The sequence below is a fragment of the Marinomonas alcarazii genome (assembly GCF_003208215.1).
Classification (GTDB): domain Bacteria; phylum Pseudomonadota; class Gammaproteobacteria; order Pseudomonadales; family Marinomonadaceae; genus Marinomonas; species Marinomonas alcarazii.
This window is the reverse complement of sequence record NZ_QKLW01000002.1, coordinates 235065-258053: the sequence shown is the minus strand read 5'-3', so window position 1 is coordinate 258053 and position 22989 is coordinate 235065. Positions and strand designations below refer to the sequence as shown.

General features: G+C 41.8%; 20 protein-coding genes and 1 pseudogene. 8 read left to right on the top strand and 13 right to left on the bottom strand.

The window, feature by feature from the left end:
• Positions 1-32: 32 nt before the first annotated feature.
• The 4 genes from DFP75_RS06125 to DFP75_RS06110 form a co-directional block, all read right to left on the bottom strand.
• Positions 33-1268 (bottom strand): MFS transporter, encoded by a 1236-nt coding sequence (locus DFP75_RS06125; protein WP_110573327.1) that lies wholly within the window; start codon positions 1266-1268, stop codon positions 33-35.
• Positions 1269-1280: 12 nt separating this feature from the next.
• Positions 1281-2222 (bottom strand): SphA family protein, encoded by a 942-nt coding sequence (locus DFP75_RS06120; protein ID WP_110573325.1) that lies wholly within the window; start codon positions 2220-2222, stop codon positions 1281-1283.
• Positions 2223-2303: 81 nt separating this feature from the next.
• Entirely contained in the window at positions 2304-3275 is a 972-nt protein-coding gene (locus tag DFP75_RS06115; RefSeq protein WP_110573323.1) for a helix-turn-helix domain-containing protein, read from the bottom strand.
• A 260-nt stretch (positions 3276-3535) separates the two neighbouring features.
• Complete coding sequence (locus tag DFP75_RS06110) at positions 3536-4978, bottom strand: NAD-dependent succinate-semialdehyde dehydrogenase (protein WP_220032620.1); 1443 nt, start codon at positions 4976-4978, stop codon at positions 3536-3538.
• A gap of 141 nt (positions 4979-5119) precedes the next feature.
• Here DFP75_RS06110 and DFP75_RS06105 point away from each other — a divergent pair, with 141 nt between their 5' ends.
• Positions 5120-6127 carry an MsnO8 family LLM class oxidoreductase gene (locus tag DFP75_RS06105; RefSeq protein ID WP_110573321.1) on the top strand — a complete coding sequence of 336 codons (1008 nt, stop codon included), beginning with the start codon at positions 5120-5122 and terminating at the stop codon, positions 6125-6127.
• 71 nt (positions 6128-6198) lie between these two features.
• Here DFP75_RS06105 and DFP75_RS06100 read toward each other — a convergent pair whose 3' ends face one another.
• Positions 6199-7422 (bottom strand): MFS transporter, encoded by a 1224-nt coding sequence (locus DFP75_RS06100; protein ID WP_110573319.1) that lies wholly within the window; start codon positions 7420-7422, stop codon positions 6199-6201.
• A gap of 27 nt (positions 7423-7449) precedes the next feature.
• On the bottom strand, positions 7450-9036 hold the full coding sequence (locus DFP75_RS06095) for a GMC family oxidoreductase (RefSeq protein WP_110573317.1): 1587 nt from the start codon (positions 9034-9036) through the stop codon (positions 7450-7452).
• A 326-nt stretch (positions 9037-9362) separates the two neighbouring features.
• Here DFP75_RS06095 and DFP75_RS06085 point away from each other — a divergent pair, with 326 nt between their 5' ends.
• Positions 9363-10313: a helix-turn-helix domain-containing protein gene (locus DFP75_RS06085; RefSeq protein WP_110573313.1), complete on the top strand. Its 951-nt coding sequence runs from the start codon at positions 9363-9365 to the stop codon at positions 10311-10313.
• Positions 10314-10336: 23 nt separating this feature from the next.
• On the opposite strand, the gene hpaR is transcribed toward DFP75_RS06085, so the two are convergent.
• The 3 genes from hpaR to DFP75_RS06070 form a co-directional block, all read right to left on the bottom strand.
• On the bottom strand, positions 10337-10759 hold the full coding sequence (gene hpaR, locus DFP75_RS06080) for a homoprotocatechuate degradation operon regulator HpaR (RefSeq protein ID WP_110573311.1): 423 nt from the start codon (positions 10757-10759) through the stop codon (positions 10337-10339).
• Between the two features lie 282 nt (positions 10760-11041).
• Positions 11042-11956, bottom strand: a complete 915-nt coding sequence (locus DFP75_RS06075; protein WP_110573309.1) for a p-hydroxyphenylacetate 3-hydroxylase reductase component — start codon at positions 11954-11956, stop codon at positions 11042-11044.
• An 87-nt stretch (positions 11957-12043) separates the two neighbouring features.
• Positions 12044-13213 carry a p-hydroxyphenylacetate 3-hydroxylase oxygenase component gene (locus DFP75_RS06070; RefSeq protein ID WP_110573307.1) on the bottom strand — a complete coding sequence of 390 codons (1170 nt, stop codon included), beginning with the start codon at positions 13211-13213 and terminating at the stop codon, positions 12044-12046.
• A 383-nt stretch (positions 13214-13596) separates the two neighbouring features.
• On the opposite strand from DFP75_RS06070, the gene DFP75_RS06065 reads away from it, so the two are divergent.
• The 6 genes and pseudogenes from DFP75_RS06065 to DFP75_RS18780 form a co-directional block, all read left to right on the top strand.
• Positions 13597-14553 (top strand): tripartite tricarboxylate transporter substrate binding protein, encoded by a 957-nt coding sequence (locus DFP75_RS06065; protein ID WP_110573305.1) that lies wholly within the window; start codon positions 13597-13599, stop codon positions 14551-14553.
• Between the two features lie 52 nt (positions 14554-14605).
• Complete coding sequence (locus tag DFP75_RS06060) at positions 14606-15964, top strand: aldehyde dehydrogenase family protein (RefSeq protein WP_110573303.1); 1359 nt, start codon at positions 14606-14608, stop codon at positions 15962-15964.
• Positions 15965-16208: 244 nt separating this feature from the next.
• The gene (locus DFP75_RS06055; RefSeq protein WP_110573301.1) at positions 16209-16721 is read left to right on the top strand and encodes a universal stress protein; all 513 of its coding nucleotides are present in this window, start codon (positions 16209-16211) and stop codon (positions 16719-16721) included.
• Entirely contained in the window at positions 16711-17238 is a 528-nt protein-coding gene (locus DFP75_RS06050) for a hypothetical protein (RefSeq protein ID WP_146219951.1), read from the top strand. The genes DFP75_RS06055 and DFP75_RS06050 overlap by 11 nt, the downstream gene beginning before the upstream one ends.
• Positions 17239-17246: 8 nt before the next feature.
• Positions 17247-18731 carry a tripartite tricarboxylate transporter permease gene (locus tag DFP75_RS06045; RefSeq protein ID WP_110573297.1) on the top strand — a complete coding sequence of 495 codons (1485 nt, stop codon included), beginning with the start codon at positions 17247-17249 and terminating at the stop codon, positions 18729-18731.
• Positions 18732-19210: 479 nt separating this feature from the next.
• Positions 19211-19909, top strand: a pseudogene (locus DFP75_RS18780) (methyl-accepting chemotaxis protein); the annotation flags it as partial.
• 9 nt (positions 19910-19918) lie between these two features.
• Here the strand turns inward: DFP75_RS18780 and DFP75_RS06035 are convergent.
• The 4 genes from DFP75_RS06035 to DFP75_RS06020 all read right to left on the bottom strand — a co-directional run bounded on the left by DFP75_RS06035 (position 19919) and on the right by DFP75_RS06020 (position 22793).
• Positions 19919-21097: a multidrug effflux MFS transporter gene (locus tag DFP75_RS06035; RefSeq protein WP_110573293.1), complete on the bottom strand. Its 1179-nt coding sequence runs from the start codon at positions 21095-21097 to the stop codon at positions 19919-19921.
• A 36-nt stretch (positions 21098-21133) separates the two neighbouring features.
• The gene (locus DFP75_RS06030; protein WP_110573291.1) at positions 21134-21556 is read right to left on the bottom strand and encodes a GlcG/HbpS family heme-binding protein; all 423 of its coding nucleotides are present in this window, start codon (positions 21554-21556) and stop codon (positions 21134-21136) included.
• A gap of 45 nt (positions 21557-21601) precedes the next feature.
• Entirely contained in the window at positions 21602-21670 is a 69-nt protein-coding gene (locus DFP75_RS18730) for a hypothetical protein (RefSeq protein ID WP_342767502.1), read from the bottom strand.
• 382 nt (positions 21671-22052) lie between these two features.
• Positions 22053-22793, bottom strand: coding sequence for a helix-turn-helix domain-containing protein (locus DFP75_RS06020; protein ID WP_110573289.1), 741 nt, complete (start codon positions 22791-22793; stop codon positions 22053-22055).
• Positions 22794-22989 lie beyond the last annotated feature (196 nt).

Genomic DNA, 22989 nt, shown 5'->3' with positions numbered 1-22989 from the left:
GCAACAGGGTGTTGCCCAGTTAAGGTTTCTCGCTAAGGTAGAGAGCTTTCAGATTCTGGCGTTGGGGTCTTGCTGCTTAGAAAAAGGGCGGCGATGACCCAAAGTGCTGCGACGACAAGGCTGACTTTAGCAAGGTTATAAATCGCACCATGCAGGTCTGTTCCAGTTGAAATAATAATGCCAATCACAATTGGGCTTATAAATTGACCTAAGTACAAACAAGAAGTAAAACCGCCTAAACCACGGCCACGAACAGATAGAGGCAACAAATTCATCACTGCTGCCATCACGTTTGGTACCATCAAACCTGCACCAATACCATGAACTGTTACGGCAAAAAGCACTTCTTTGTAAGTGGATGCTGATGACAGCATCCATAAGCCAATGGCCAGTAAAGTGAGTAATATGGCATTGCATAGATTAAGACCAAATACACGACGTAATAATGGCCACATAATAGAGCCAACTAAAGTCGCTAAAAGTCCTAATCCAGCTGACATGCCAATTTGAGTAGTGGATGTGATCCCCATTTCAACCAGTAATGTAGGCGCTTGAATCGGCACCACAAAATTTAGCACCATACCGCCAAGTATCATTAAGTAGCCGATAATTAGTGGAAGTATTGCTACTTTTTCCATCGGCGCAGAGGCAACGGCTTTATTGATTTCTTCCGATTTTTCACTGGGTTCCCAAAGCACTTTGAGCATAAATGGGATGAGTAATAATGGCAGAAGATAAAGATAAAATGGTGTTCTCCACGATTCTTCACCAAGAATGCCGCCAATAACAAAGAACAAGGAGCCAATTAACCCTATTGCTATAACTTGGAAATTGACAAACTTCATCCTCTCTTCACCATGCCAATAGTCGGCAATTAACGTGGTACAACACGTCATAATGGCAGCCTCAGCACAGCCGAAGAGCAGTCGAGATACGACAATGCTATTTAAGTCGCCTAATATTGCGGGCACAAAACCAAATAGTGCGTATAAGAAAGTCGCTATAATAAGTAACTTCTTACGACCTGCTCTATCTGCTAACCAGCCTGCTAACGGCGCGCAAATAGCAATTGCTAATGCAGGGCCTGCAATAGCTAGTGGGACCAGAGTGGCCGCATCCGGTGTTGTTGGCCCAAATTCCGCTGCTATTTTTGGGATCATCGGAGCAACCATGACTGAGCCCATAATAGTAAGACTGCTTCCCAATACAAGGATGAGACCTTCTTTGCTTCCGGATGCTTTTTTCGGTAATGAATTATCAATAGACATAGCAATTACCTCTTAGAATGATTGTGAAACACGTAAAGCTAGGTTGTAACCTTGTGCTCGGTTAGACGTTTTAAATTCTTTATAAGCATGGAAAGAAACCATTGGTAAACCAGGTTTAAAGTAGGATATTGCAGGTCCAGCGGCTAAGGTTTCTGCACGGTTACCATCGACTATTGCTTGGCCTGTATAGCCAGAATACGTTTTGTCATCCGTTAGCTGTCGGTAGTAGTAACCACCTAAACCTAAAGTCCACTCATTGATGTGTTTTCCGACAGCGAATTCGTGACGATATTCGATGCCGTTTTTATAGTCTGTATCTGAGTTTTTGGTATTGATGTCGAGCTCAAAGCTTGAAGATACTTCAAAACCGCTGTCTGAAATGTAGGTAACATTATAAATAGGAGAGAAAGCCCAATGATTTAGGCCTGGAGAAACCAAGCGATCTTTATCATAGTCGCCCGTTGGAGCCTGAATCTGGAATTGTGCGTTCATAGCCAAGTTTGGTGACAAGTTCCATTGTAGGATTAATGGTGTAACTTGTAGGTCTGCCTGTTTTGTCACGTCTGTGCTTCTATCGATGGAAGCGACGGGTATTTTTAGCGATGCGTCCATACTAAAGAAAGGAACCACTGTACTAAAACCATATTTGGCTCCGAACACTTCGTGGTTGGTCATTTTGATGTAAGCGATACCAACACTTAGCACGTCTAATGAAAAGTCTGTACCGTTATCATTACCAGAGGCATTTCTGCTTGAGTTGGAGCTATAGTAGGCAGTACGTAAACCAAAGGCACCAACATCCGTTGCTGGAGGCATAAAGCCCGCGCCAAAATCATATACTCCCATTGCTGTCGTTGGCGCACCGTTTTCCGTTGCGAATGCCAAGTTTGGTAAAGTGAATAAAGTAGCGCCGCCCATTGTTGCTAATAGTAGTTTGCTTTTAAGTATTTTCATTTTTTGTTCCCTATATGTAATTATTTTGTCTTCTCAGACTACATAACGGTGCAAAAAATGTGTTATCCGAAATTGGCAAACTTACTCTTGATTTCGTTTAAGGGTGTCCGACGGAAGCTCTCCAAATAATTGTCTGTAGTCATTTGCAAAGCGGCTTAAGTGCAAAAAACCCCATTTTGCGGCAATGTTTTGCACTTGTTTGGTGCTATCTTGCATTAATAACTCGCGATGCACGGAATTTAGCCGAATGGTTCTTAGGTAGGTGACAGGATTGATGCCTAATGTTTCCTGAAAACAATATTGCAGTTTTCTGCGGCTTGCACCCACGTTGTTGCATAAATCAACAATAGAAGGGGCATCATTGATATTCGCCAAGACATAGTCTCTTGCTTTATCGACAATACGTTTTCGTGCTAACGAGGTTAAATATTGGACTTCTTCTTCGTTAACGAGCTCAAGCAAGCTCTGTAATAACGTATCTCTTATCCCTTTTCGAATTGCTTCGTGCTCTAACAGCGCTTGAGTGTTATTCGGTGTCATCACGGTTTTCAATAGGGTCAGTAGTTCATCCTGATTGCCAATTTTATCTAGCCCATAACAATGGGCGGTATCCGATATATCCAGAATGATATTTTGTCGATCAAGGGCGTTTTGTAAAAGCAGCTTTTCGGCATTAATACAAATTACATCTAGGTTTGCTGGCGTTTTAATTTCAGGAAGGTTTTGCCAGTTAGACACCAGTAAATTGGATGGGTTGAAGACATGCCCTTCGCAATATAGGTTTTCAATGACGGGAGCCAAAGGGAGCGTAAACATAATGGTATCAGGTACTGACGCACCATTTTTTATGATCGCCTGGTTAGACTTGTCTCTGATTAGCTGCATGCCAGCTAAGTTGAGCTCTGTAATGCTTCCTGCAAATTGCCCTGCGGATATTTGGTCGTAACGAACGTCCCATCCGGACATATTCCCTGCATGTTCTTCAATATCAACGGTCTCTTTAAATGAAAGAGGTGAGTGAGGTTGAATTTCAAAAGCACTATTATGGAGCATGTTTTTCACCCTGAATAATTTTTATTTGAACTTCTTAACGGGATTGATGCAAAGCATGTACCTGACAAGAAGCGGGTTATCTCATTTTGCTAAAAACGGATATTGCTATTTGTTAAATTTATTGAGCCTTAGTCTGTACGGTAATATAAGTTTAGCTTTTGTCGAGTATTTTACTGTTGTAAAAGAGTATCTTATCTAGCGTAAAAGCGACGGTAGGCACTTCATAGCAAAGCGCCTACCGTGAAATACATGACGAAATATTACCCTATTGAGCTACAGATATATTTCATTTCTAAATAGTCCTCGATACCGTACTTAGAACCTTCACGGCCAAGGCCCGACTGCTTCACACCCCCAAACGGCGCCACTTCATTAGAGATTAAACCGGTGTTGTGACCCACCATGCCATATTCCAAGGCTTCTGATACTCGAATCATGCGAGCATGGTCACGAGTAAAGAAGTACGCGGCTAGGCCAAAGATAGTGTCATTTGCCATTTCAATAGCTTCTTCTTCTGTATCGAACGGGAAAAGAGGAGCCAGAGGGCCAAAGGTTTCTTCTTGTGCAACGTTCATTTCAGGTGTAACGCCCGTTAGAATAGCGGGTGTGATAAATAGCCCACCTAGACGGTCACCACCGTGGACTAAGGTAGCGCCTTTGCTAACGGCATCCTTGATGTGTTCTTCTACTTTCAAAATGGCCTTTTCTTCGATCATCGGCCCAATTTCAGTACCTGCTTCGGTGCCATTTCCGACTTTTAGAGCTTTGACTTTTTCAGTCAGTTTGGCAGCAAATTCGTCATAAATACCACGTTGCACTAGAATTCGGTTTGCACAAACGCAAGTTTGTCCAGCATTACGGTATTTAGAGGCCATTGCGCCCTCAACGGCTTTATCAATATCAGCATCGTCAAAAACAATGAAGGGGGCGTTGCCGCCAAGCTCCAAAGATACTTTTTTGATGGTGTCAGCACATTGTGCCATCAACAATCGACCAACTTCAGTTGAGCCAGTAAAAGACAGTTTGCTTACAACATGGCTGTCTGTCAGGACCTTACCAATTTTGCTGGCAGAACCTGTGACAACTTGAAAAACACCCGCAGGAATACCGGCACGCTGGGCCAATTCTGCCAGAGCTAAAGCCGTCAGAGGTGTTAGGTCTGCAGGACGAACGATCATAGAACAACCTGCTGCTAAAGCCGGAGCGGCTTTGCGTGTGATCATAGCCGCGGGGAAGTTCCAAGGTGTAATGGCCGCGGTAACACCGATAGGTTGACGAATAACCGTTAACCTTTGGTCTGCTCGTGGTGCTGGAATCGTATCACCGTAGATGCGTTTGGCTTCTTCTGCGAACCATTCAATAAAAGAGGCAGCGTAGGCAATTTCGCCTTTTGCTTCAGTAAGTGGCTTGCCTTGTTCTGATGTCATTAATAGAGCCAAGTCATCTGTGTTCTCAATCATTAGCTCAAACCAACGACGCAAAACGGCAGAACGTTCTTTGGCAGGTAAGGCAGCCCATTTTTTTTGTGCGACCTTGGACGCTTCGATCACCGCGGGGATCTCTTCAGGTGAAAGGTGAGGGATCTCAACAATGGTTTCACCTGTTGCTGGGTTAGTAACAGGGTGAGTGGTCTTTCCTTTTGCTTCAATCCACTCGCCATTAACTAAACAACGAGATTTAAGAAGAGACATATCCTTTAACATGAATATCACCTATATAAGTAAAGTGTCGTGAGAGAAGGTTTACGTTAATACTTTTGCTTGTATTAATCATTATCAAGCCTTAATAGCGCAAAGTAAATAGGTTAACATGTTAAGTAATTTTATAATTAATGAGAGTAACCTATGAAGATAAAATTGTCCGTTGTTGACCAAACGCCCGTCCACGGGTCTCATAGTAAAAAAGATGCACCTGGGTTGACCGTCGAGTTAGCAAAATTATGTGATGAGTTGAATTATCACCGCTACTGGGTAGCCGAACATCATGACAGTGTGCACTTTGCAAATCCTTGCCCTGAAATTTTAGTCGCGCATTTAGCCAGTATCACGCAGCGAATGAAGATAGGTAGCGGTGGCGTGATGCTGTCTAATTACAGTCCGTTAAAAGTGGCTGAGTGTTTTTCTATGCTGGCTTCACTTTTTCCTGGCCGTATAGATCTTGGTGTGGGGCGTGCTCCTGGTGGTTCCGCTATAACATCGGCCGCTTTAGCTTTTCCTAATAAGGCCTCTAATGGTCAGTTTTATGCAGAACAAGCGGATTTACTAGAAAGTTTTATTCATGGCTCTTTTAAGAGTGGGCATCCTTTTAGCACGATACATGTGATGCCCGAAGTGCAAGATGTACCAGATTTATGGATGCTAGGATCAAGTGGCGGAAGTGCTGAGTTGGCAGGGCAATTAGGCTATCATTTGGCTTTGGCACGATTTATTGATTCTGAAAACTGTCATCCACGTATTTTTGACGCTCATCAGAAAGCATGGCAACAGGCAGGGCATGAGCGAGCATTACAAAGGATGTTGGCTATTGCTTGTATTTGTGCAGAAACAGAAGAGGAAGCAAAACTTCGAGCAGGTACCGCCGTGTATCGTAAATTTGCTACTCAAATCGGCGAGCGAGAAGACTTTTTAACACCAGCTCAAGTGCGAGATAGGTATCATGCCATGCCCGCTTCTCATCAAGCTATGTTTGATCATATTGAGGCCAGTTATACGATAGGCACACCAGAGCAATGTTGGGCCGAAATGAACCAACTAGCAAGTGAGTTCAAGATCGATGAAATCTCTCTAGTGACCGTCACTCATAGTCAAGTGGATCGTTTAGATAGTTACCGATTGCTAGCGAAGAATTTGTAAACCTTTTATCTTAGAATGCTAAAAAAGACAGGCTGAAATATCAGCCTGTCTTTTTTTGTTTCGAGTTATTTTTACGCTGCGCTTAGTTGAGCTTTATTGATTTTTATCGGTGCTGTTTCTCTCAGGAAAAAAGATAATATAAGAGCCACCAGTGATCCAGATGCGGCTATCCACATGACAATTTGGAGCCCATAGATATCTGCAGCAAAGCCTGCTACAACCGGTGTAATAAAGCCGCCAAAGAGCTCACCAATCCCCATAATTAATCCTAGGGCCGTCGCGACCTGTGATCTTGGGACGGTTTCTGCCGGAATGGTCGCCATAAATAAAGTGAAGCAGCCAAGACCAGTGTAAGTTAGAAAAATAAGTGGAAGCATAGTACTGGCGTTGTTCACAAACAGAAGTACCATCGGGCATAAGCAAGCGATCATAGTAAACAATATCAATACTGGTTTACGGCCAAAACGATCTGATAGTGCCGACACAATAAACCCCCACGCCATCCAAGCAAATCCAAGGCTTCCCATGATACCGCCCATGACTTCAGGGCTGAATCCTTTGACTTGCATTAAGTAAGTTGGGGTGAAAGATACCAAGGTAATGAACCAAGAAATGTAGAAACATGAAATCAAAATACACAGTAGGATATTGCGGTTCTTCAGCAGGGTTTTGATGTCTGCTTTACTGCCTAATGAATGGCTAGGTTGCAAGTCTTTATGCTCATGTTTGTTTCGTACAAAGAGCATCATCAATGCAGCGATCACCAAGCCTGGGATAATGGTCGCATAAAAAGCAGTACGCCAGCCGTAATTGGTTGCGATCCAGATTAAAATTGGTGGTCCAATCACTGCTCCTATTAATCCCGGAGCTGATGCATTGACCAACCCCATGTTTAAGCCACGACGCTTTGGTGTTGATGCTGACGCTAATAAGGATTGGGAGATGGGCAATACAGGCCCTTCAGCCACCCCCATTAGCCCGCGGAATATCAGCAGACTAATGAAACTGGTAACCATGCCTGATAAAGCCGAACATAGTGTAAAGGCGATGACGGATAGAATTAGAATGTATTTTTTTGAATTCTTACGATCAGCATAGGCGCCTAATGTCATGCCAGATAAAGCCCACATTATCGCCAAGGCTGATGAAAGCATGCCTAGGTGGCTATTATTTAAATTTAGATCCTTTGCAATAAAAGGAAACAGAAAAGATAGCGCTAAGCGATCAAAAAAGACAAAGCCAAACCCGATAAAGAGGATGACGAGTAGTCGGTTTTCATAAGAGTTTATTTTCATTTTTAGATCTCTCGTTCGTTATTGTTATTAGTCATTGAGAATAAATTCAGCACAACGCTCTGCGATCATAATGGTCGGGGCATTAGTATTACCTGATACTATGGTTGGCATAATAGAGGCATCACATATGCGCACGCCTTTTACACCGTTAACGCGGAGTTTGGTGTCGACAACGGCATTTTCGTCAGAGCCCATACGACAGGTTCCGACAGGGTGGTATACCGTTTTTGCATGGCTTCGAATATGAGCTTCGATTTCTGCATCTGAAATATCTTCTTTGGCAGAGGGGCGAAGCTCTTCACTGATTAGTTCAGCCATTGCAGGTGCTCGTATAATCTTGCGTGCCAGTTTGACGCCACGAATGAGCGTATCTACGTCGTCACGGTGTGATAGAGCACCGCTTTCGAAAATCATTGAGTCGGTCGGGTCGGCGCTGCGTAGGCGGGCGAATCCTCGGGATTTAGGTCTTAAGAAACAAGGATTGATTGAAATACCATGACCTTCAATAGGCTCGCGGTCTACGTCACCAACTAAGGTTGGCAGTACATGGAATTGAATATCAGGACGACCACAATTGCTGGTATCAACAAAGCCGCCTGATTCAACAACGTTAGATGTCAATAAACCAGTTTTAAAACAAACCCACTGGAAACCATAAGATAGAGCTTTGATGCCTTTATCACTTCCTAGTAAGCTGATTGGCTGCTTAGCGCGCCCATAAATACTGACTTCTAAATGATCTTGGTAGTTTTCTCCCACTTCAGGGGAATTGTAAAGTGTTGATATGCCGTGTTTAGATAATTGTTCTTTTGGACCAATGCCAGATAGCATTAAAATTTTTGGGGTTGATAATGCGCCAGCAGTTAAGATGATTTCTTTCTTCATAGAGAGTATTTCTATGTTGCCTGATTCATTACGTAACTCAATGCCAGTCGCCTTGTTATTATCATCAAAGATAATTTTGTTCACATAGCATCCTGTGCGGATTTCTAAATTTGGCGCGTTCTTTACTTCTGCTAGATAAGTTGCAGCGGTACTGCCACGACGACCATCAAAAGTAGTTGTGTGATAGAAGCCAATGCCATCTTGCTTTTCACCATTAAAGTCATCGTTATAAGGGATACCTGTTTGTTGTGCTGCTTTTAAAAAAGCTTGGCTGAGAGGGTGACGAAAACGCGTATCGCTAACACGCAGAGGGCCATTTGAACCATGGAAAGGCTCACTAAGGCGCATGTGGCTTTCTGAGCGTTTGAAGGCTGCTAAAACATTATCCCAACCCCATCCGTCACAACCATTTTGCTCCCAATCATCGTAATCTTCTTTTTGACCACGAATATAAACCATGGCATTTAAAGAGCTACCACCACCGAGTGTCCGGCCTTGGGGGACGTAAGTTTTTCGGCCGCCAGCATTAGGTTGAGGCTCGCTTTCATAAACTACAGAGCGTTTTGAGCCAATGACACGAATAAAAGTTGCTGGCATGTGGACAAACATGGAATTGTCTTTTGGGCCATCTTCTAGCAAGACCACTTGAAAACCAGCTTTTACTAATCTGTGTGTGATAACGCAACCTGATGAGCCAGCACCAATCACGATGAAATCAATGGATTTCATAAGTAAACCTCTCGATCTTATTATTGTTAAACGAGACTTATGTACGATGATATGAGAACCAAGACTGAGCTAAAAAGAGGCTTGGTTCTGTTTTTGGGCATCATTCAAGAGTCTCTACTCGATTTTTGTATTTACGAGCATAGAGCTTTGTTAAGAGAGAAAATTGACTTGATGGGACGAGAGAGTTTACTCAGGCGGACACACAGGAGGTCACTTTTGTGTAATTTAGTTAACATGTTTACTAAATTTTATCCTAGAGGTATGATTTGAGTTGGATTATTAGATATTTACCCTTTAAAAAATCAAAAATTATATTCGAGGGAGTTATGTCATTCTCAGGACAAGTTCGAGTATCCACTCGTCATATAGAACAATTGTCTCGACGTCACTTTTGGGAAGAGGCAATTAACCAGTATGTTATTCATATCGATTGCCCAGTCACTTCAGATTCCCCTTTAGAAGCCGAGTTACAGCACTCTCATGGCGATATTATTAGTGTGAACCACATCACGGCAAATCGACATTCGGTGCAACGTAGCCGTATCGATATTGGTGAGGATAGTCGAGATAGCTTGTTTATTTGTCTGATGACAAAGGGGAATGGCTATTCATATCAGGGTGTGAATAGCGCCAATCATATGCCTGGTGACATCGTTATTTACGACACAGCAAAGCCTTATGGTCACGGTTTTCCAAATGATATGGGAATGTATGTTTTGGATGTTCCCCGATCTATTGCCGAGAGAGATCTTGGTGTCGTTGACAGTCTCATTAAGATAGATCGTAACTTGCAGTGTGGTCGGTCATCGGCAAACGCAGTTTTGAGATTGTTAGAAAGCAAAGCTGATAGCTACGATGCCTTCCAATTAAAAACAGAAGAGGTGATGTACCATATTCAGGTGCTTTCTGGGTTAAATGGTGCCCAGTTTAATCAAAAAAATCGTAATTTGTTGTTCTTCAAATGTAAGGCATTTATCGAACAACAACTAACATCCCCCAATTTAAATGTAGAAATGATCAGCCATCATTTGTCTGTTTCTTGCCGTCAAATAGCTCGAGCATTTGAAGCAAATGGCATGACTGTAAGTCGGTTTATTTGGCAGTCAAGGTTACAAAAAAGCCGTGAAGATATTTTGAATTTAGCTAATTTGAGTATCACAGACATCGCATATAAGTGGGGATTCAATCATTCTTCACATTTTAGCCGAGCCTATAAACTGTATTTTGATGAATCTCCACAGGTCACGAGAAAGCAAAACCAGCAGAAACTTATTTAGTTGCTGCCAATTGATTATTTGCTTTAACTCTCTAAAGCAATAATATCGCTCAACAGTCGACTGAGCTCTTTAAGCTTATCCTCTCCCAATTTGTCTTTGAGTCGTTGGTAAGCGGCATCCACTTCCGGGCGGAATTCTTTGACAATTTTATTTGCTTTAGGGGTGAGTGAAAGCAATGAGATGCGCTGATCCGTAGGGGATTTTTTGCGTTTTATAAAACCATCGTCTTCAAAGCGCGTAATAATGCGGGTTAAACTCGGGCTGAGAATACAACACAAATGCGCCAGTTGTTTTGCTTCTAATTCTTCATGATCATTTAAAACACGTAAGACTCGCCACTGTTGCTCGGTAAAGCCTGCTTTTTGTAGTACTGGCCTAAAAAAAGTCATGGATGATTCACGTGCTCTTAATAATTGCAGTGTCAGGGAATCTTCTAATCTTTTCATGTAATCTCATTCATTCCGAAAAATATTACCTTAAAGTATCAAATGCGTTTTCTAAAGAGAATGCTGGCGCATGGGTCTCGGTGACGATTTCGCGATGCTGATATTTTTATGGGTAACGGTTGCTAAAAGTGTACAGTCTAAGATGGCAAAGGCAATCACGTGGGGTGGGGATCATTGCTGCAATCAATAACTTAACTTGTTAATTAGGAAGGTATTATACATACATAAAAATCCCACGAGGGGATTTTTATGTATGTCGTAAAGGTCGATGAGCTTTGAGAACTAAGACAGTTGTTTTAGTAATTGATGTAACTGCTGTTTAAAACTGTTTAATTCGTCTTCTTTGAGGTTGGCAAAGATATCGGATTGCTGCTGATTTGAGATGGCCCATAGGCGTTCAGCCATTTCTTCGCCTTTGTCTGTAAGTTCAAGGTCACTGTTAATCAGACCAAAGCCTTTTAGACTTTCAACTCCATCAATGACATCCACGGATGGAATGGTTACTAAATTAGTCAAATCATCAATGGTGATACCTGCGGTGTCACTTAAGACGAGTAACAATCGAGCTTCACTCGTGCTTAGGCCAGTAGAAGATTGCTTTGGCAAATAGTTCTCTTGAACTTTTTGTAACACTTTATGCATAAGGTAAATTGCACTGTCATGCAAACGGGCCAGTGTTTTATCTGAGGCAACATTTTGAGCAGGTGTTTTGGCCCCTGTAAAAGGAATCGCCCCTGCATAACTGCCTTGTACGTAAAGTAGCGGCGCGCGGCCAAAGTTTTCAAATGCAACGACTTTGCCAATCATGATCCAGTGGTCACCACCGTCGATAACTTGGTATTTCTCGCATTGAAAGTTCGCGGCGGTATTCGTTAATAGTGGTGCGCCACCAACACCATTTCGCGTCTCGATATTGGCAAATTTATCCTCGCTTGGTTTCGCGAAATTGTTCGATAAATCGATTTGATCTGCCGCTAAAATATTAACGGAAAAATGATCTGCATTTTCAAATACGGCATAACTGCTTGATGTTTTGACAATGCTCCACAGTATAAGTGGCGGGTCAAGCGATACGGAGTTAAAGCTGTTGGCCGTTACGCCAACTTGGGTGCCATCGGCAGATTTTGCGGTAATAACGGTAACGCCTGTGGCGAAATTGCCAAGGCAGCGGCGGAATTCTTTAGGGTCGAAGCTCATAATATTCTCTCTTGTTCTTATCTATTTATTTTTTAAAAGCAGTCAGATCCCTTAAAAGTAAAGGGATCTGACTCTTTAAAGCGGATATTAAAGTAGAGATGGATCGGGTTCTAAGCCCATCAATTCACGCCCAAAGATTTGTGCGCAAACGTCGTAATCGGTATAGGCGTGGGCGCCTGTGATGTGACTATCGCGGAATAGACGCTGTGCTTCTTTATCCAGATACCAGTGACTTGCGCCCATGCTGCTGAATAAACGATCGACCGCATCAATGCACATTTTTACTACATAAGCTTGATTGGTGCGCCATTCTGCTAATTTTGCTCGATCAGGGTATTGGTGTGCTTCAGCGTATTCGGCGTGTTCATCCCACGTTTTCTCAAGAAAAGCACGAGCAGCCATAACTTGATGAGTGGATTCTGCAATGCGCAATAGCGCTGGAGTAGCGGTCCCAACTTTGGCACCTGTATAGGCTCGAATTCGACCTTGAGTCACTTCTTTAAATGTTTCTAGCATGCGCTCCGCAATGCCTAAGCTGATGGCCGAGAACCCCGATGCAAAGTAAGGTCGGTAAGGGGCGTAAAAAATCTTACTGTCTGGGTATAGGCCAAAACCGCCAGACTTTCCTTCCATCATATCTTTGGCTTTTTGGATTCTGTGTTCTGGTACAAATTTGTCACGTATGACCAGTGTTTTAGTGCCGCTGCCTTTCATGGCTGCTGAATACCAGTCATCATCGATGCTGTAATCGGTCGCAGGAATCAGTGCGAAGCAGTGATCCTTAGTGCCTTCTTTATTTTCTCTTAGAAAACCACAAAGCGCCCATTGGGCGTGCTCGCAGCCGCTGCTCCAGCGCATATCTCCGCTAAAAATGACTCCGCCATCGGTTTCTTGATATTTGCCGAAAGGAGCAATACTGCTGCTGGCTAACATATCAGGATCGTCTTTCCAAACATCGTCCTGTGCTTGTTTGGGAAATAAGGCTATTTGGTGGCTGTGGGTGCAGAGCAAGCTAAACGCCCAAGCGGTACTTGCACAAGCACCAGCAAGTGCAGCAATACAGTCACCAAACTCTGGAAGAGATATCTCATAACCGCCATACACTTTTGGTAAAAACGCTTTGTGCAATCCTATTTTTTTGAGTAACTCAATATTTTCTTCAGGTACTTTTCTAAGATTTTCTGCTTCTTCTGCGTTTTTAGCGATATTAGGTAATACTTTTTGTAACTCTTCTAGCAATGGGTTTTGGCGTTTCATTTGTTGTGTCCTCTTATTTTTTTTATATCAAGTTTTTACAGTATTGATATTTGAAGGTTTTTAAGGAATGTGTTTTTCAGGCAAAACTTAGGACTTTTCTAGGAAGAAACGAAGGAATGACTTAAGGAATGACTTTTTAGTTAGTTATGAAAAATGCAATCAAGAGTAAAAAAACACTTGAATTTAATGAACATGTTAACTAGTTTGGTGCAGCTCAAGTTCACAAAATAACAAATATACGATTAGGCAAAGATGCACAGGTTTCAACGTAAGGCCAACTCAAATTGTAAAACGATAGAGGAAAAAATATCCCTATCGGGACATAGAAGCTGGCTGGTCGAGAGTGTAGGTTTGATCTGTATTACTAAAAAGGAACGATAAAAATGAAAAAACAAATATCTTTTGCTCTAAAAGCGCTGGCCGCTTCAACCTTGGTGATCTCCACATTAGCTACTACGGCAACCTACGCGGCAAATTATCCGAATCGCCCCGTTAAGTTCATCGTTCCATTCCCACCAGGAGACTTGGAAGATGTTTTGACTCGTGTTATTGCTGAAAAAATGTCGAAAGAAACCGGTGTGCCAGCGACTGTGGTGAACAAACCTGGTGGCGGTGGCGTGCTTGGTGCAACGACCGTTGCACAATCTCGTCCTGATGGCAGTGTTATTGGCTCTTTTGTGGTCGACTTAGTAACCAGTCAGGTTGTGGGTGGCAATGCTCCATATGCTGCAGATGCCTTTGTTCCCGTTGGCATTTTTCTAGATTATCCTTTTGTTTTGGCGGTTAAATCCGATGCGCCATACAGTACATTGCCCGAATTGGCTGAGTATGCGAAGACACATGATGTGTCTCTAGGCCACTTTGGTTATGAAGCGACGCCAACTGCCGTTACGTTTCAGGCCGCGAAAAAACTAGGTTTTGAATTTGCCTCTGATTCGGCTTTTGATGCATTAGATTGTTCTGCATTAGCAAATGGTGATGCGGATGTTATCAATACAACGACACAACAGATCCTTCCTTGTTTAGATTCAAAAGACGTGAAGGTTTTAACGTCTTTTACGTACCAACGTTTGTCTATTTTACCTGATGTACCCACTTTGAATGAGGTGGCGGGAATCTCTCAAACCTTATGGAATGGTTTGTTTGTGAAAAAAGGCACTCCTCAACCGATTATCGACAAAATCGCAGAGATTGCAGAGACCGCTCTTCAGTCGCCTGACGTGTTGAAATTACAAGAAAACACCGGTGCCAGTGTGTATTGGACAAATTCGAAAAACGCACAAAAGTTGATCGAACTTGACTTTGAAAATGCAAAAAAATTAGTAGCTGAGAATAAATAGTTATTCATTTTTTGCACATCGTATTGCTCAAAATAAAAAGAATGGTGGAAACATGGCTTTAGATATTATTAATCCAGCGACTAAGCAAACGTATAAGTCGATTCAGACTTCAACAGCAGGTGATGTAAACAGTGCTGTTGAAAAATCTAAGATTGCTTTTAAGCAGTGGAGTGCAAAATCTCACGAAGAGCGTACAGCAGCTTTACATAATGTTGCTAATGCCATTGAGGCGGCAGGGCCTGAGCTAGCAGCAATCATTACAGCAGAGCAAGGAAAGCCATTGTTTCTTGCTCAGTTTGAAGTGGGCGGCGCTGTGGGGTGGACTCATTACAATGCAGATCTAAAACTCGAACCAGAAGTGCTGGAAGACAGTGAAGAGCGCCGTGTTGAGGTGCATCGTATGCCTGTTGGTGTCGTTGCATCCATCACCCCTTGGAACTGGCCTTTGATGATTGCCATTTGGCATATTATGCCAGCCCTTCGTGCGGGCAATAGTGTGGTGATTAAGCCTTCTTCTTTGACGCCCATTAATACCCTTCGTTTAGTGGATATTATTAATGAGCACACAATACCAAACTTAGTACAGTGTGTTATCGGTGAAAGAGAAGTTGGCGAACCTTTAGTATCGCACCCTGATGTTAAAAAAGTGGTCTTTACTGGTTCAACACCGGTAGGTAAGCGTATTGCCTCTTTGGTTGCTGGTGACCTGAAAAAGGTAACACTGGAGTTGGGTGGTAATGATGCTGGGATTGTTTTAGAAAATGCCAATGTTGAGAAGATTGCTGAAAAGATTTTCATGACGTCTTTTGTCAACATGGGGCAAACATGTGCTTGTTTAAAACGCCTCTATGTCCACCGTTCTAAATATGAAGCTTTATGCGATGCTTTAGTAAAAATAGCCGCGGCGCAAGTTGTTGGTAATGGTATGCAAGAAGGTGTGACCTTTGGACCCGTTCAAAACGCGAATCAGTATGAAAAGGTGAAAGCCATGATTGCTGATGCTCGTGAATCTGGAGCAGAGGTTATTGCCGCAGAACTACCGTCTGGTTTAGATGGTTATTTTATTGCTCCTACTATTATTAAAGACCCACAACACAGTATTGATGTGGTTTGTCATGAACAATTTGGTCCGGTGCTTCCTGTTATTCCTTACGATGATCTTAACGAGGTTATGTCGAAAGCTATTCATGAAGAGTTTGCTTTAGGTGGTTCTGTTTGGGGTGAGCCTTGTGCTGAGCTTGATTGGGTTGTTGATCAACTTGATTCAGGAACGGTCTGGGTAAACAACCATGCAGAAGTGCTACCTCACGTCCCTTTTGGCGGTAATAAGTCTTCTGGATTGGGCGTCGAATTTGGTATGGAAGGGTTGTTAGAGAATACGGTTCGTAAGGTTGTTAACCGAGCGAAGTAAGTTCTTATACAGAAATATAGCCATAATTATATGGCTATATTTCTGCAAACTCTTGTATGACTACTGCACTCTCCACTGCTTTGTAAAAAACAGATTTAACGTGTTCATTTATAACCCATGAACTCAACTTTGGCTGCCTGTTTGGTTCCGATTTCAGCATTCATGTCGTTATCTATTTTCGTCTGTTTTGCCTCTTCTTTGTTTTGCTTTTGACATTGTTAATAAGGCCTCTTGGAGTCCATAAATGCGAAATATTTTATATGCCTCTGATTTAGAAAGGGGAAGTCGGGTCGTACTGCGTGCAGCTTTGGAACAGGCGGCTAGCACTGACGGCAAGATTTTTTTCCTGCATGTTTCTGATCAGTTTCACCGTGGTAATGATGACTCTTTTGTCGGATTCAAATTGAAGAAGGCGCATGATGCGCATTTGGAATCACTAAAAGACGAATTACGAGCTTACATGAAGCAGCGAATCCATAATTTCGTTGCTGAAGAGTTGAGTGATATTGAGTTTAACGAAGACAGCATTGAAGTTGTGGTTCGTTTTGGTGACCCTGCCAAAAAAATTGTCGATACGATAAAAGATGTTGATGCCAGCATGGTTGTAATGGGAGATAGGCGTGTTAATGCATTGTCTCGAATGTTTCTAGGTTCAACCGCTCAGAAAGTTATCCATAATACGACCGTGCCTGTATTGATTGTGCCTATCTCTAATACCGTTGTAAGTAAAAAAGAGGGGGATGGAAATGGAATATGAGCATCGTAAATCCAAGCTGTTTTTTCTGTTTATTACCATCATTAGTATTTATTTAATTTTTACTTACCAAAGTCATACTGTGGAAATTAAACGCGATCACGGTTGGTATACTCAGCCTTATGTTGCCCCTTTATTTGGTTTGGGCATATTGGCTTTCTTTTCCTTTATCAAACTCTTGCTCGTCATTAGGCCGATAGAGGGCGAAAAAAGCTTACTGGAAAGTTTTGTTGAAAGCCTAGGTTATTACCGAATGGTCTTTATTACAGGCATCCTTTTCTTTGTCTATGTCAACGCAATTACGATTATTGGTTTTACTTTATCAACCATGCTTTTTGTATTGTCTATTGTCTGGCTAAGTCGATTGATATCAGCAATCTGGGTATTGAACACCTTTATTGCTGTCGCATTAATTGTCCTAATTTTTAGAGTTGGGGTGAATATCTGGATTCCAGACGTAGCTTTATATGAAAAGCTATTCAGCGGTGAAACCCTTTGGTTTATGAATAAATACTTTTAGAGATTTTTATGGATTTAATAGCATTAGGTATCAATGAAGTATTTGGTAACGGCGTTATATGGGCTGTTATTCTTGGTGCACTTATCGGTGTCACGATTGGCTCTATTCCCGGGTTAGAACCTGCTGGTGTGATGGCCATATTGCTGCCTTTAACTTTTACAATGGAGCCATTGTTTGGCGTGACTTTATTGTTGGGAGTTTATGGCGGTGCTTGGTATGGCGGCGCTATTCCCGCCATATTAATGAATACACCAGGAACGCCGGTGGCTGTTCTCACCACTTATGATGGTTATCCCATGGCCAAACGAGGGGAAGGCAAAAAGGCATTGTCTATTGCTTATACGTCTTCATTTTTTGGTGGAATGATCAGCGTTCTATCGTTGGTGTTTTTCGCTCCTACCTTGTCTCAGGTTGCAACGCTATTTGGCAGCGCTGAATTTGCCATGTTGGCTTTACTTGGGATGGTTTTTGTTGTGCTGGCGCACAATAAGTATGCCCTTGAAGCAGCGGCAATGATTGGTCTTGGTATGTTTTTAGGTTCGGTCGGTATTGATCGATCTTTTAATACCCAAGTTTACACTTTTGATCAACCTTGGCTGCTAGCTGGGGTGCCATTAGTACCTGCCGTAATTGGTCTGTTTGCTATGTCGCAAGCGTATGTACTGATTTCTGCAAAAGGTAATGATTCATTCAAAACGAAATTAGAGGGATCGGGACGTTTTGAAGGTTTTGTCGTGCTTATGCGCAATAAAGTGACAGCGATCCGTTCGGCAATTTTAGGCGTGGTGATGGGATTGTTGCCAGGCGTTGGCGAGTTTGGGTCCCAGTTCTTTTCCTATACTTTGGCGCAGAAATTCTCAAAGAATCCTGATGAATTTGGTAAAGGCGCTGAGGCGGGCATTGTCGCTTCAGAAACGTCAAATAATGCTGTAACAGCGTCTGTTTTGGTTCCTTTGTTGGCATTTGGTATTCCTGCTGATGCTTTAATGGCGATGCTTCTGTCGGTGTTTATGGTTCATAACTATACGCCAGGTCCAAGATTGTTTACTGAGCATCCTGAGTTTATTTCCGGTCTGTATGTGGCATTGTTCGTGATGAATATTTTTATATTCATATACCTAACTTTTGCCTCTCGCTTTATTGTAAACATTACTCGAATTCGTGGTCGTTTCATTGGAGCACTTATTTTTGTTCTCGGTTTCTTAGGCGCTTACAGTCAGAATTATCAGTTTACGGATGCTTTTATTGCACTCGGGTTCTCGGTGGTTGGCTATATTATGAAACGGAATAACATTCCTGCCGTTCCTATTATATTGGGGTTGGTTTTGGGGCCTGTGTTCTTAAATCGAATGCGTCAGGCGTTAGGTGTGTCTAATGGCAGTTTTGATGTCTTTTTAGATCGACCAATTGCTTTGGCTTTATTTAGTGTGACTCTTTTATCCATTTTTGTGTTTACTTATAGCAAAATTAGAGAAAAGCGTCGTGTAGCTTAATCATTAATATTCACAGGGCTTCAATGTAGGTTGAAGCCCTTTTTATGGAAGTAGCTATGTTGTCTTTTAAAAACTCAAAAATAATAACAGAACAAAAAAACGTTATTTTATCATTAGAAACTAAAAATCATCAGCTGCAGGATTTGGTGGATGAAAAGGACGTTAAAATAAGGGTGATAGAAGAACAGTTATCTTCTCAAGGAAGCACAGCAGATGGCTTAGATTTTACGAAGAATTTATTAAATGGCATGACGGGGCTTTTAGTGCCTGTTACACAAATGGTAAATCAGGTATCTGAAGAGCTGTTTGAGCCAATGAGTAAAGTAGAAGAGGTTAAAAGCGAAAATCAAAAAAGTAATTTGGAGCTGAATAAGCTTTGTGATGCTACCAAGCTCATGTCTGAAGACGCAGAGAAAAGCTTAGAAGAGGTGCTAACCTTGCGAAGCTTAGCGACGGAAATTGATAGCTTCGCTGGTGTCATCAATAAAATATCTGAACAGACTAACTTGCTAGCGCTTAATGCCGCTATTGAAGCGGCTCGTGCTGGCGAATATGGTCGAGGCTTTGCCGTTGTTGCTGATGAAGTTAGAGGTTTGGCAAGTCGCGCAAGAGAGTCCAGTGATGAAATCTCGACATTGGTGCAACGCATTCAAACCACAACGGCAGAAGTGGATCGACGTATTCAGGTGCTAAACGAAGCCATTAATTCGCATCATGAGCATTCCGTTAATATCCAGTCAAGCATGGCCAAAACCAACGTTAGCTCTGAGCTCATTATTTCAGCGGCCTATAAAGCGATGCTGTATGGGCATGGGTCGACCTCATTGTTTGAATTGATGAATATAAAAGATGCGTGGATTGCACAGTGGTTATGTACAGAGCATGTTAATAATGACGTGCTGGATATAAACAAAACTGTATTTGCTCAGTGGTATATCCATGGCGACGATAATGATTTTAGCTATCGAGATCATGACGCCTTTAAAGCTATTGAAGCACCGTTGTATCGTCTGTTTGAGCTTGGTGAAAGCTTGCTAAAGAAGACACCTAGGCACGATTACGATGGGGCTGAATCACTTATTAATCAGATCAATAGCGCTATTCAAGAAATTGAAGAGGGTCTAGTAAAGGTTCAGCAGCACCTATTAAGATGTGTTACGAATTTACTGGATGCTTAGAGCGCAATATTAATGACGTATTTTTGTGCTCATATACAGCAATGAACACAAAGTGCCACAGCAGGCCATGATGATTAAAAGGCTTGCTGGTGTGCCATCGAACAATAAACTCGCCACATAGCTAATGAAGCTTCCCATCGCAAATTGCGCCGCTACTAAAAGCCCAGACACTGTGCCGGCTTTTTCTGGTAACAGGTCAAATAAGGTGGCTAAGCTGTTGGCGCCGATCGCACCAGTGACACTGATATAAAGCATGGTAGCAATGACAAATAACAGAATTGGTGTGCTGTTAAAGCCATACATTCCCCAAATGATCAGTGTCGCCATAAAAGAGATAGCAACCGCTACATTTAATGCGACGCTGACGCTATAGCGTTTACTGAGATACGAGTTGAGTAAGGTGGCGATAATGATGGCGACAATATTGGCAGAAAAGAGCATCGCATAATGGGTTTCTGACAGTTGAAAGTATTCTATGTACACAAATGCGGATGTTGCGATGAAGGCAAACATACCAGCGAATGAAAAGGCGTTGGTCAGTACATATTGGATCAACAATGGTGAGCGTAGGCAGTCAATGTAGTTGTTGAAGTAGTGGCTGATGCTCGGTTTTATGCTTGAGTTGGACTTTGTTTCTGGTAACAACAGTGCGCTGCCAATAAAGGCTAGCATTGAGAACAAAGCTAAGAAGTAAAAAATCCAACGCCACTCAAAATAGCTCACAATGTAAGCCCCAAGTATGGGCGATACCAGCATGACCATCATGGAGATGATATGCATGTGTGAAAGGATATTGGCGGCTCGCTTCAGTTCATACAAGTCTCTCACTAACGCTCTACCCAGAACGGCCGCTGCCGCTCCTCCTAATGATTGTAAGAAACGAAACAAAATCAGGCTCTCGCCTGTGGATGCCATTGCGCAACCTATACTGCTCAAGAAATAAAAGCCTATACCTATTAACAGTAAGCGCTTTCTACCCAGCATATCGGATAAGGGGCCGAAAATGAGCATGCCGATTGCCATGCCAAGCAAAAATACAGTAATGGTGGTTTGTATCAGCTGATCCGTGGTTTCTAGGCTGTTGGCTATGGTCGGTAAGCTTGGTAAGTACATATCGATAGAAAGCGGCCCAAAAGCGACTAAATAGCCAAGCAAAGGGATGGTTAATTTACTTAAAGTAGAGGGCATAACGGCTCCAACATAAAAATATTCTGTTGTATGGTTTTAGTTCAGAAAGTTTATTGCCGCTGTCGCACAATCAATGTCTTGTTGTTCAGAACCACCAGATACACCAATCGCACCAACAATATAACCTTCAAGTAAAATCGGCAGTCCTCCACCTAAAAAAGTAAAATCAGGCTCGCTTTGCAAAGCAAGTAAGGTGTTATTTCTGTCTGCTAGCTTGCTTTGCCACTCTTTGCTTGGTATGCCAAATGACACGGAAGTAATGGCTTTTTTATGAGAGATAGCTTGGGATAACAGCGGCGCATTATTCATCGCCGCGCTGGCGAGATTTCGTCCAGAAGAGCAAACGATGGTGATGCAGACGTTGATACCAAGTAGTACCGCTTGATCGATAGCGGTACTACAAAGTTGCAGTGCCGCCTGTGTGGTTAAATCTTGTTTTGTAATGGTTTTATTGAGCATTTGTCTACCTAATAATGAGCATTGGCATTAATATGATGTCCAGCATTAACCAACACTATGAGTGTCTAAAACAACAATGGTATCTACTCCAGCGTCTTTGGCTCGATGAGCAATCTCACGATGGCCATCAATAGCTGGTTGTCGACAACCTTCTAATCATCCTAGTTTTTCTGACAACAACATGGTTGGAACGTGTGTCACATTAGCCCGTAATACTTAAAGTCCCCATAAAAAGGCCTAAATTATATCATTTTAATTAACATGTTAAATAATTTTTTTGAGTGTCTTCATCAATGGGTTTGAAGGTTTAGCGTGCTTATCCTTGATTTAGAGAAAACACTTTATAATTTATTGCAAAGATGTGCTCATAGGTAGTGGTTGATGAATTGATAGTCTGGACTGTCATAGCCGAAGATACCTTGTCCATCATTTATAAAATAAGTAGAGATGGGCTAATCCTTTAGATCTCAACAATAATCAACAGTTGTTTGAGATTTTATAAAATGTTGGAGGGGAATTGATTTAGTTTAATAAAAAACTCACTTTGACTGTGAATGTTTAGTTTTTTATAGATGTTTTTTTTATGATTTTTTACTGTACCTTCTGAAATGAAACAAAATTCGGCTATTTTTGACTGTGAATGTCCTTGCAGCATTAGGTCTACTATTTGTTTTTCTCGGTTTGTGAGCGATTCTAGGTGTGTTGTTTTTTTAGTGTATATATTTTTACACTGATTGTTTGATTGATATTCTTTTTTAATTATTGATTCGTGTTTAATTATCATTTCTTTGATAATTAATAAATAGTTTGATAGATCTTCATACGAATCTGTTGAATTAATCGCTATACATATGATGTTGTATTCATCAATTTTAATTGAAAATATAGTTTCTTTTTTCCAATTTATATATCGGTAGAACTGATTGTAATAGTTTTGATTTTTTTTGTTTATTGTTGCTTCTATATTGATGGTAAAACATTGGTAATCTTTCGAATCATCAATTTTATCAAAAGTAGGGTCTAGTAAATAGGCCGATTCACAGTAGAATTTATCGATTTGGCTAATGGTTTCAACGCCTAAAACTTGAGGTTTTTTGGTGAGAGGGAAAAGTAAAATTTTAGCATCCATGATATTGGGTATAAATTTTATGAAACAGGCTAAACTGCTATAGAAGTATCGTGTTCCGATGCTTGAAATGAGTTGTGGTATAGAGTGTAGGACTGCTATGGTCATCATTATTGCTCATAATATAGATTATATAAATAGATTACATTGTGATGTGAGTATGTCAAGTAGTTAATATGTTAACTTTGGTTTGGGTGGAGATATGTAGGCACTGTTTGAACTGAATCGATGAGCTAAGGTGCAATGGAGGAGGCAAAAAGCACTAAACAAGGTGAAATTATCATTTTTTAGTGGTCAAAAAGTGATA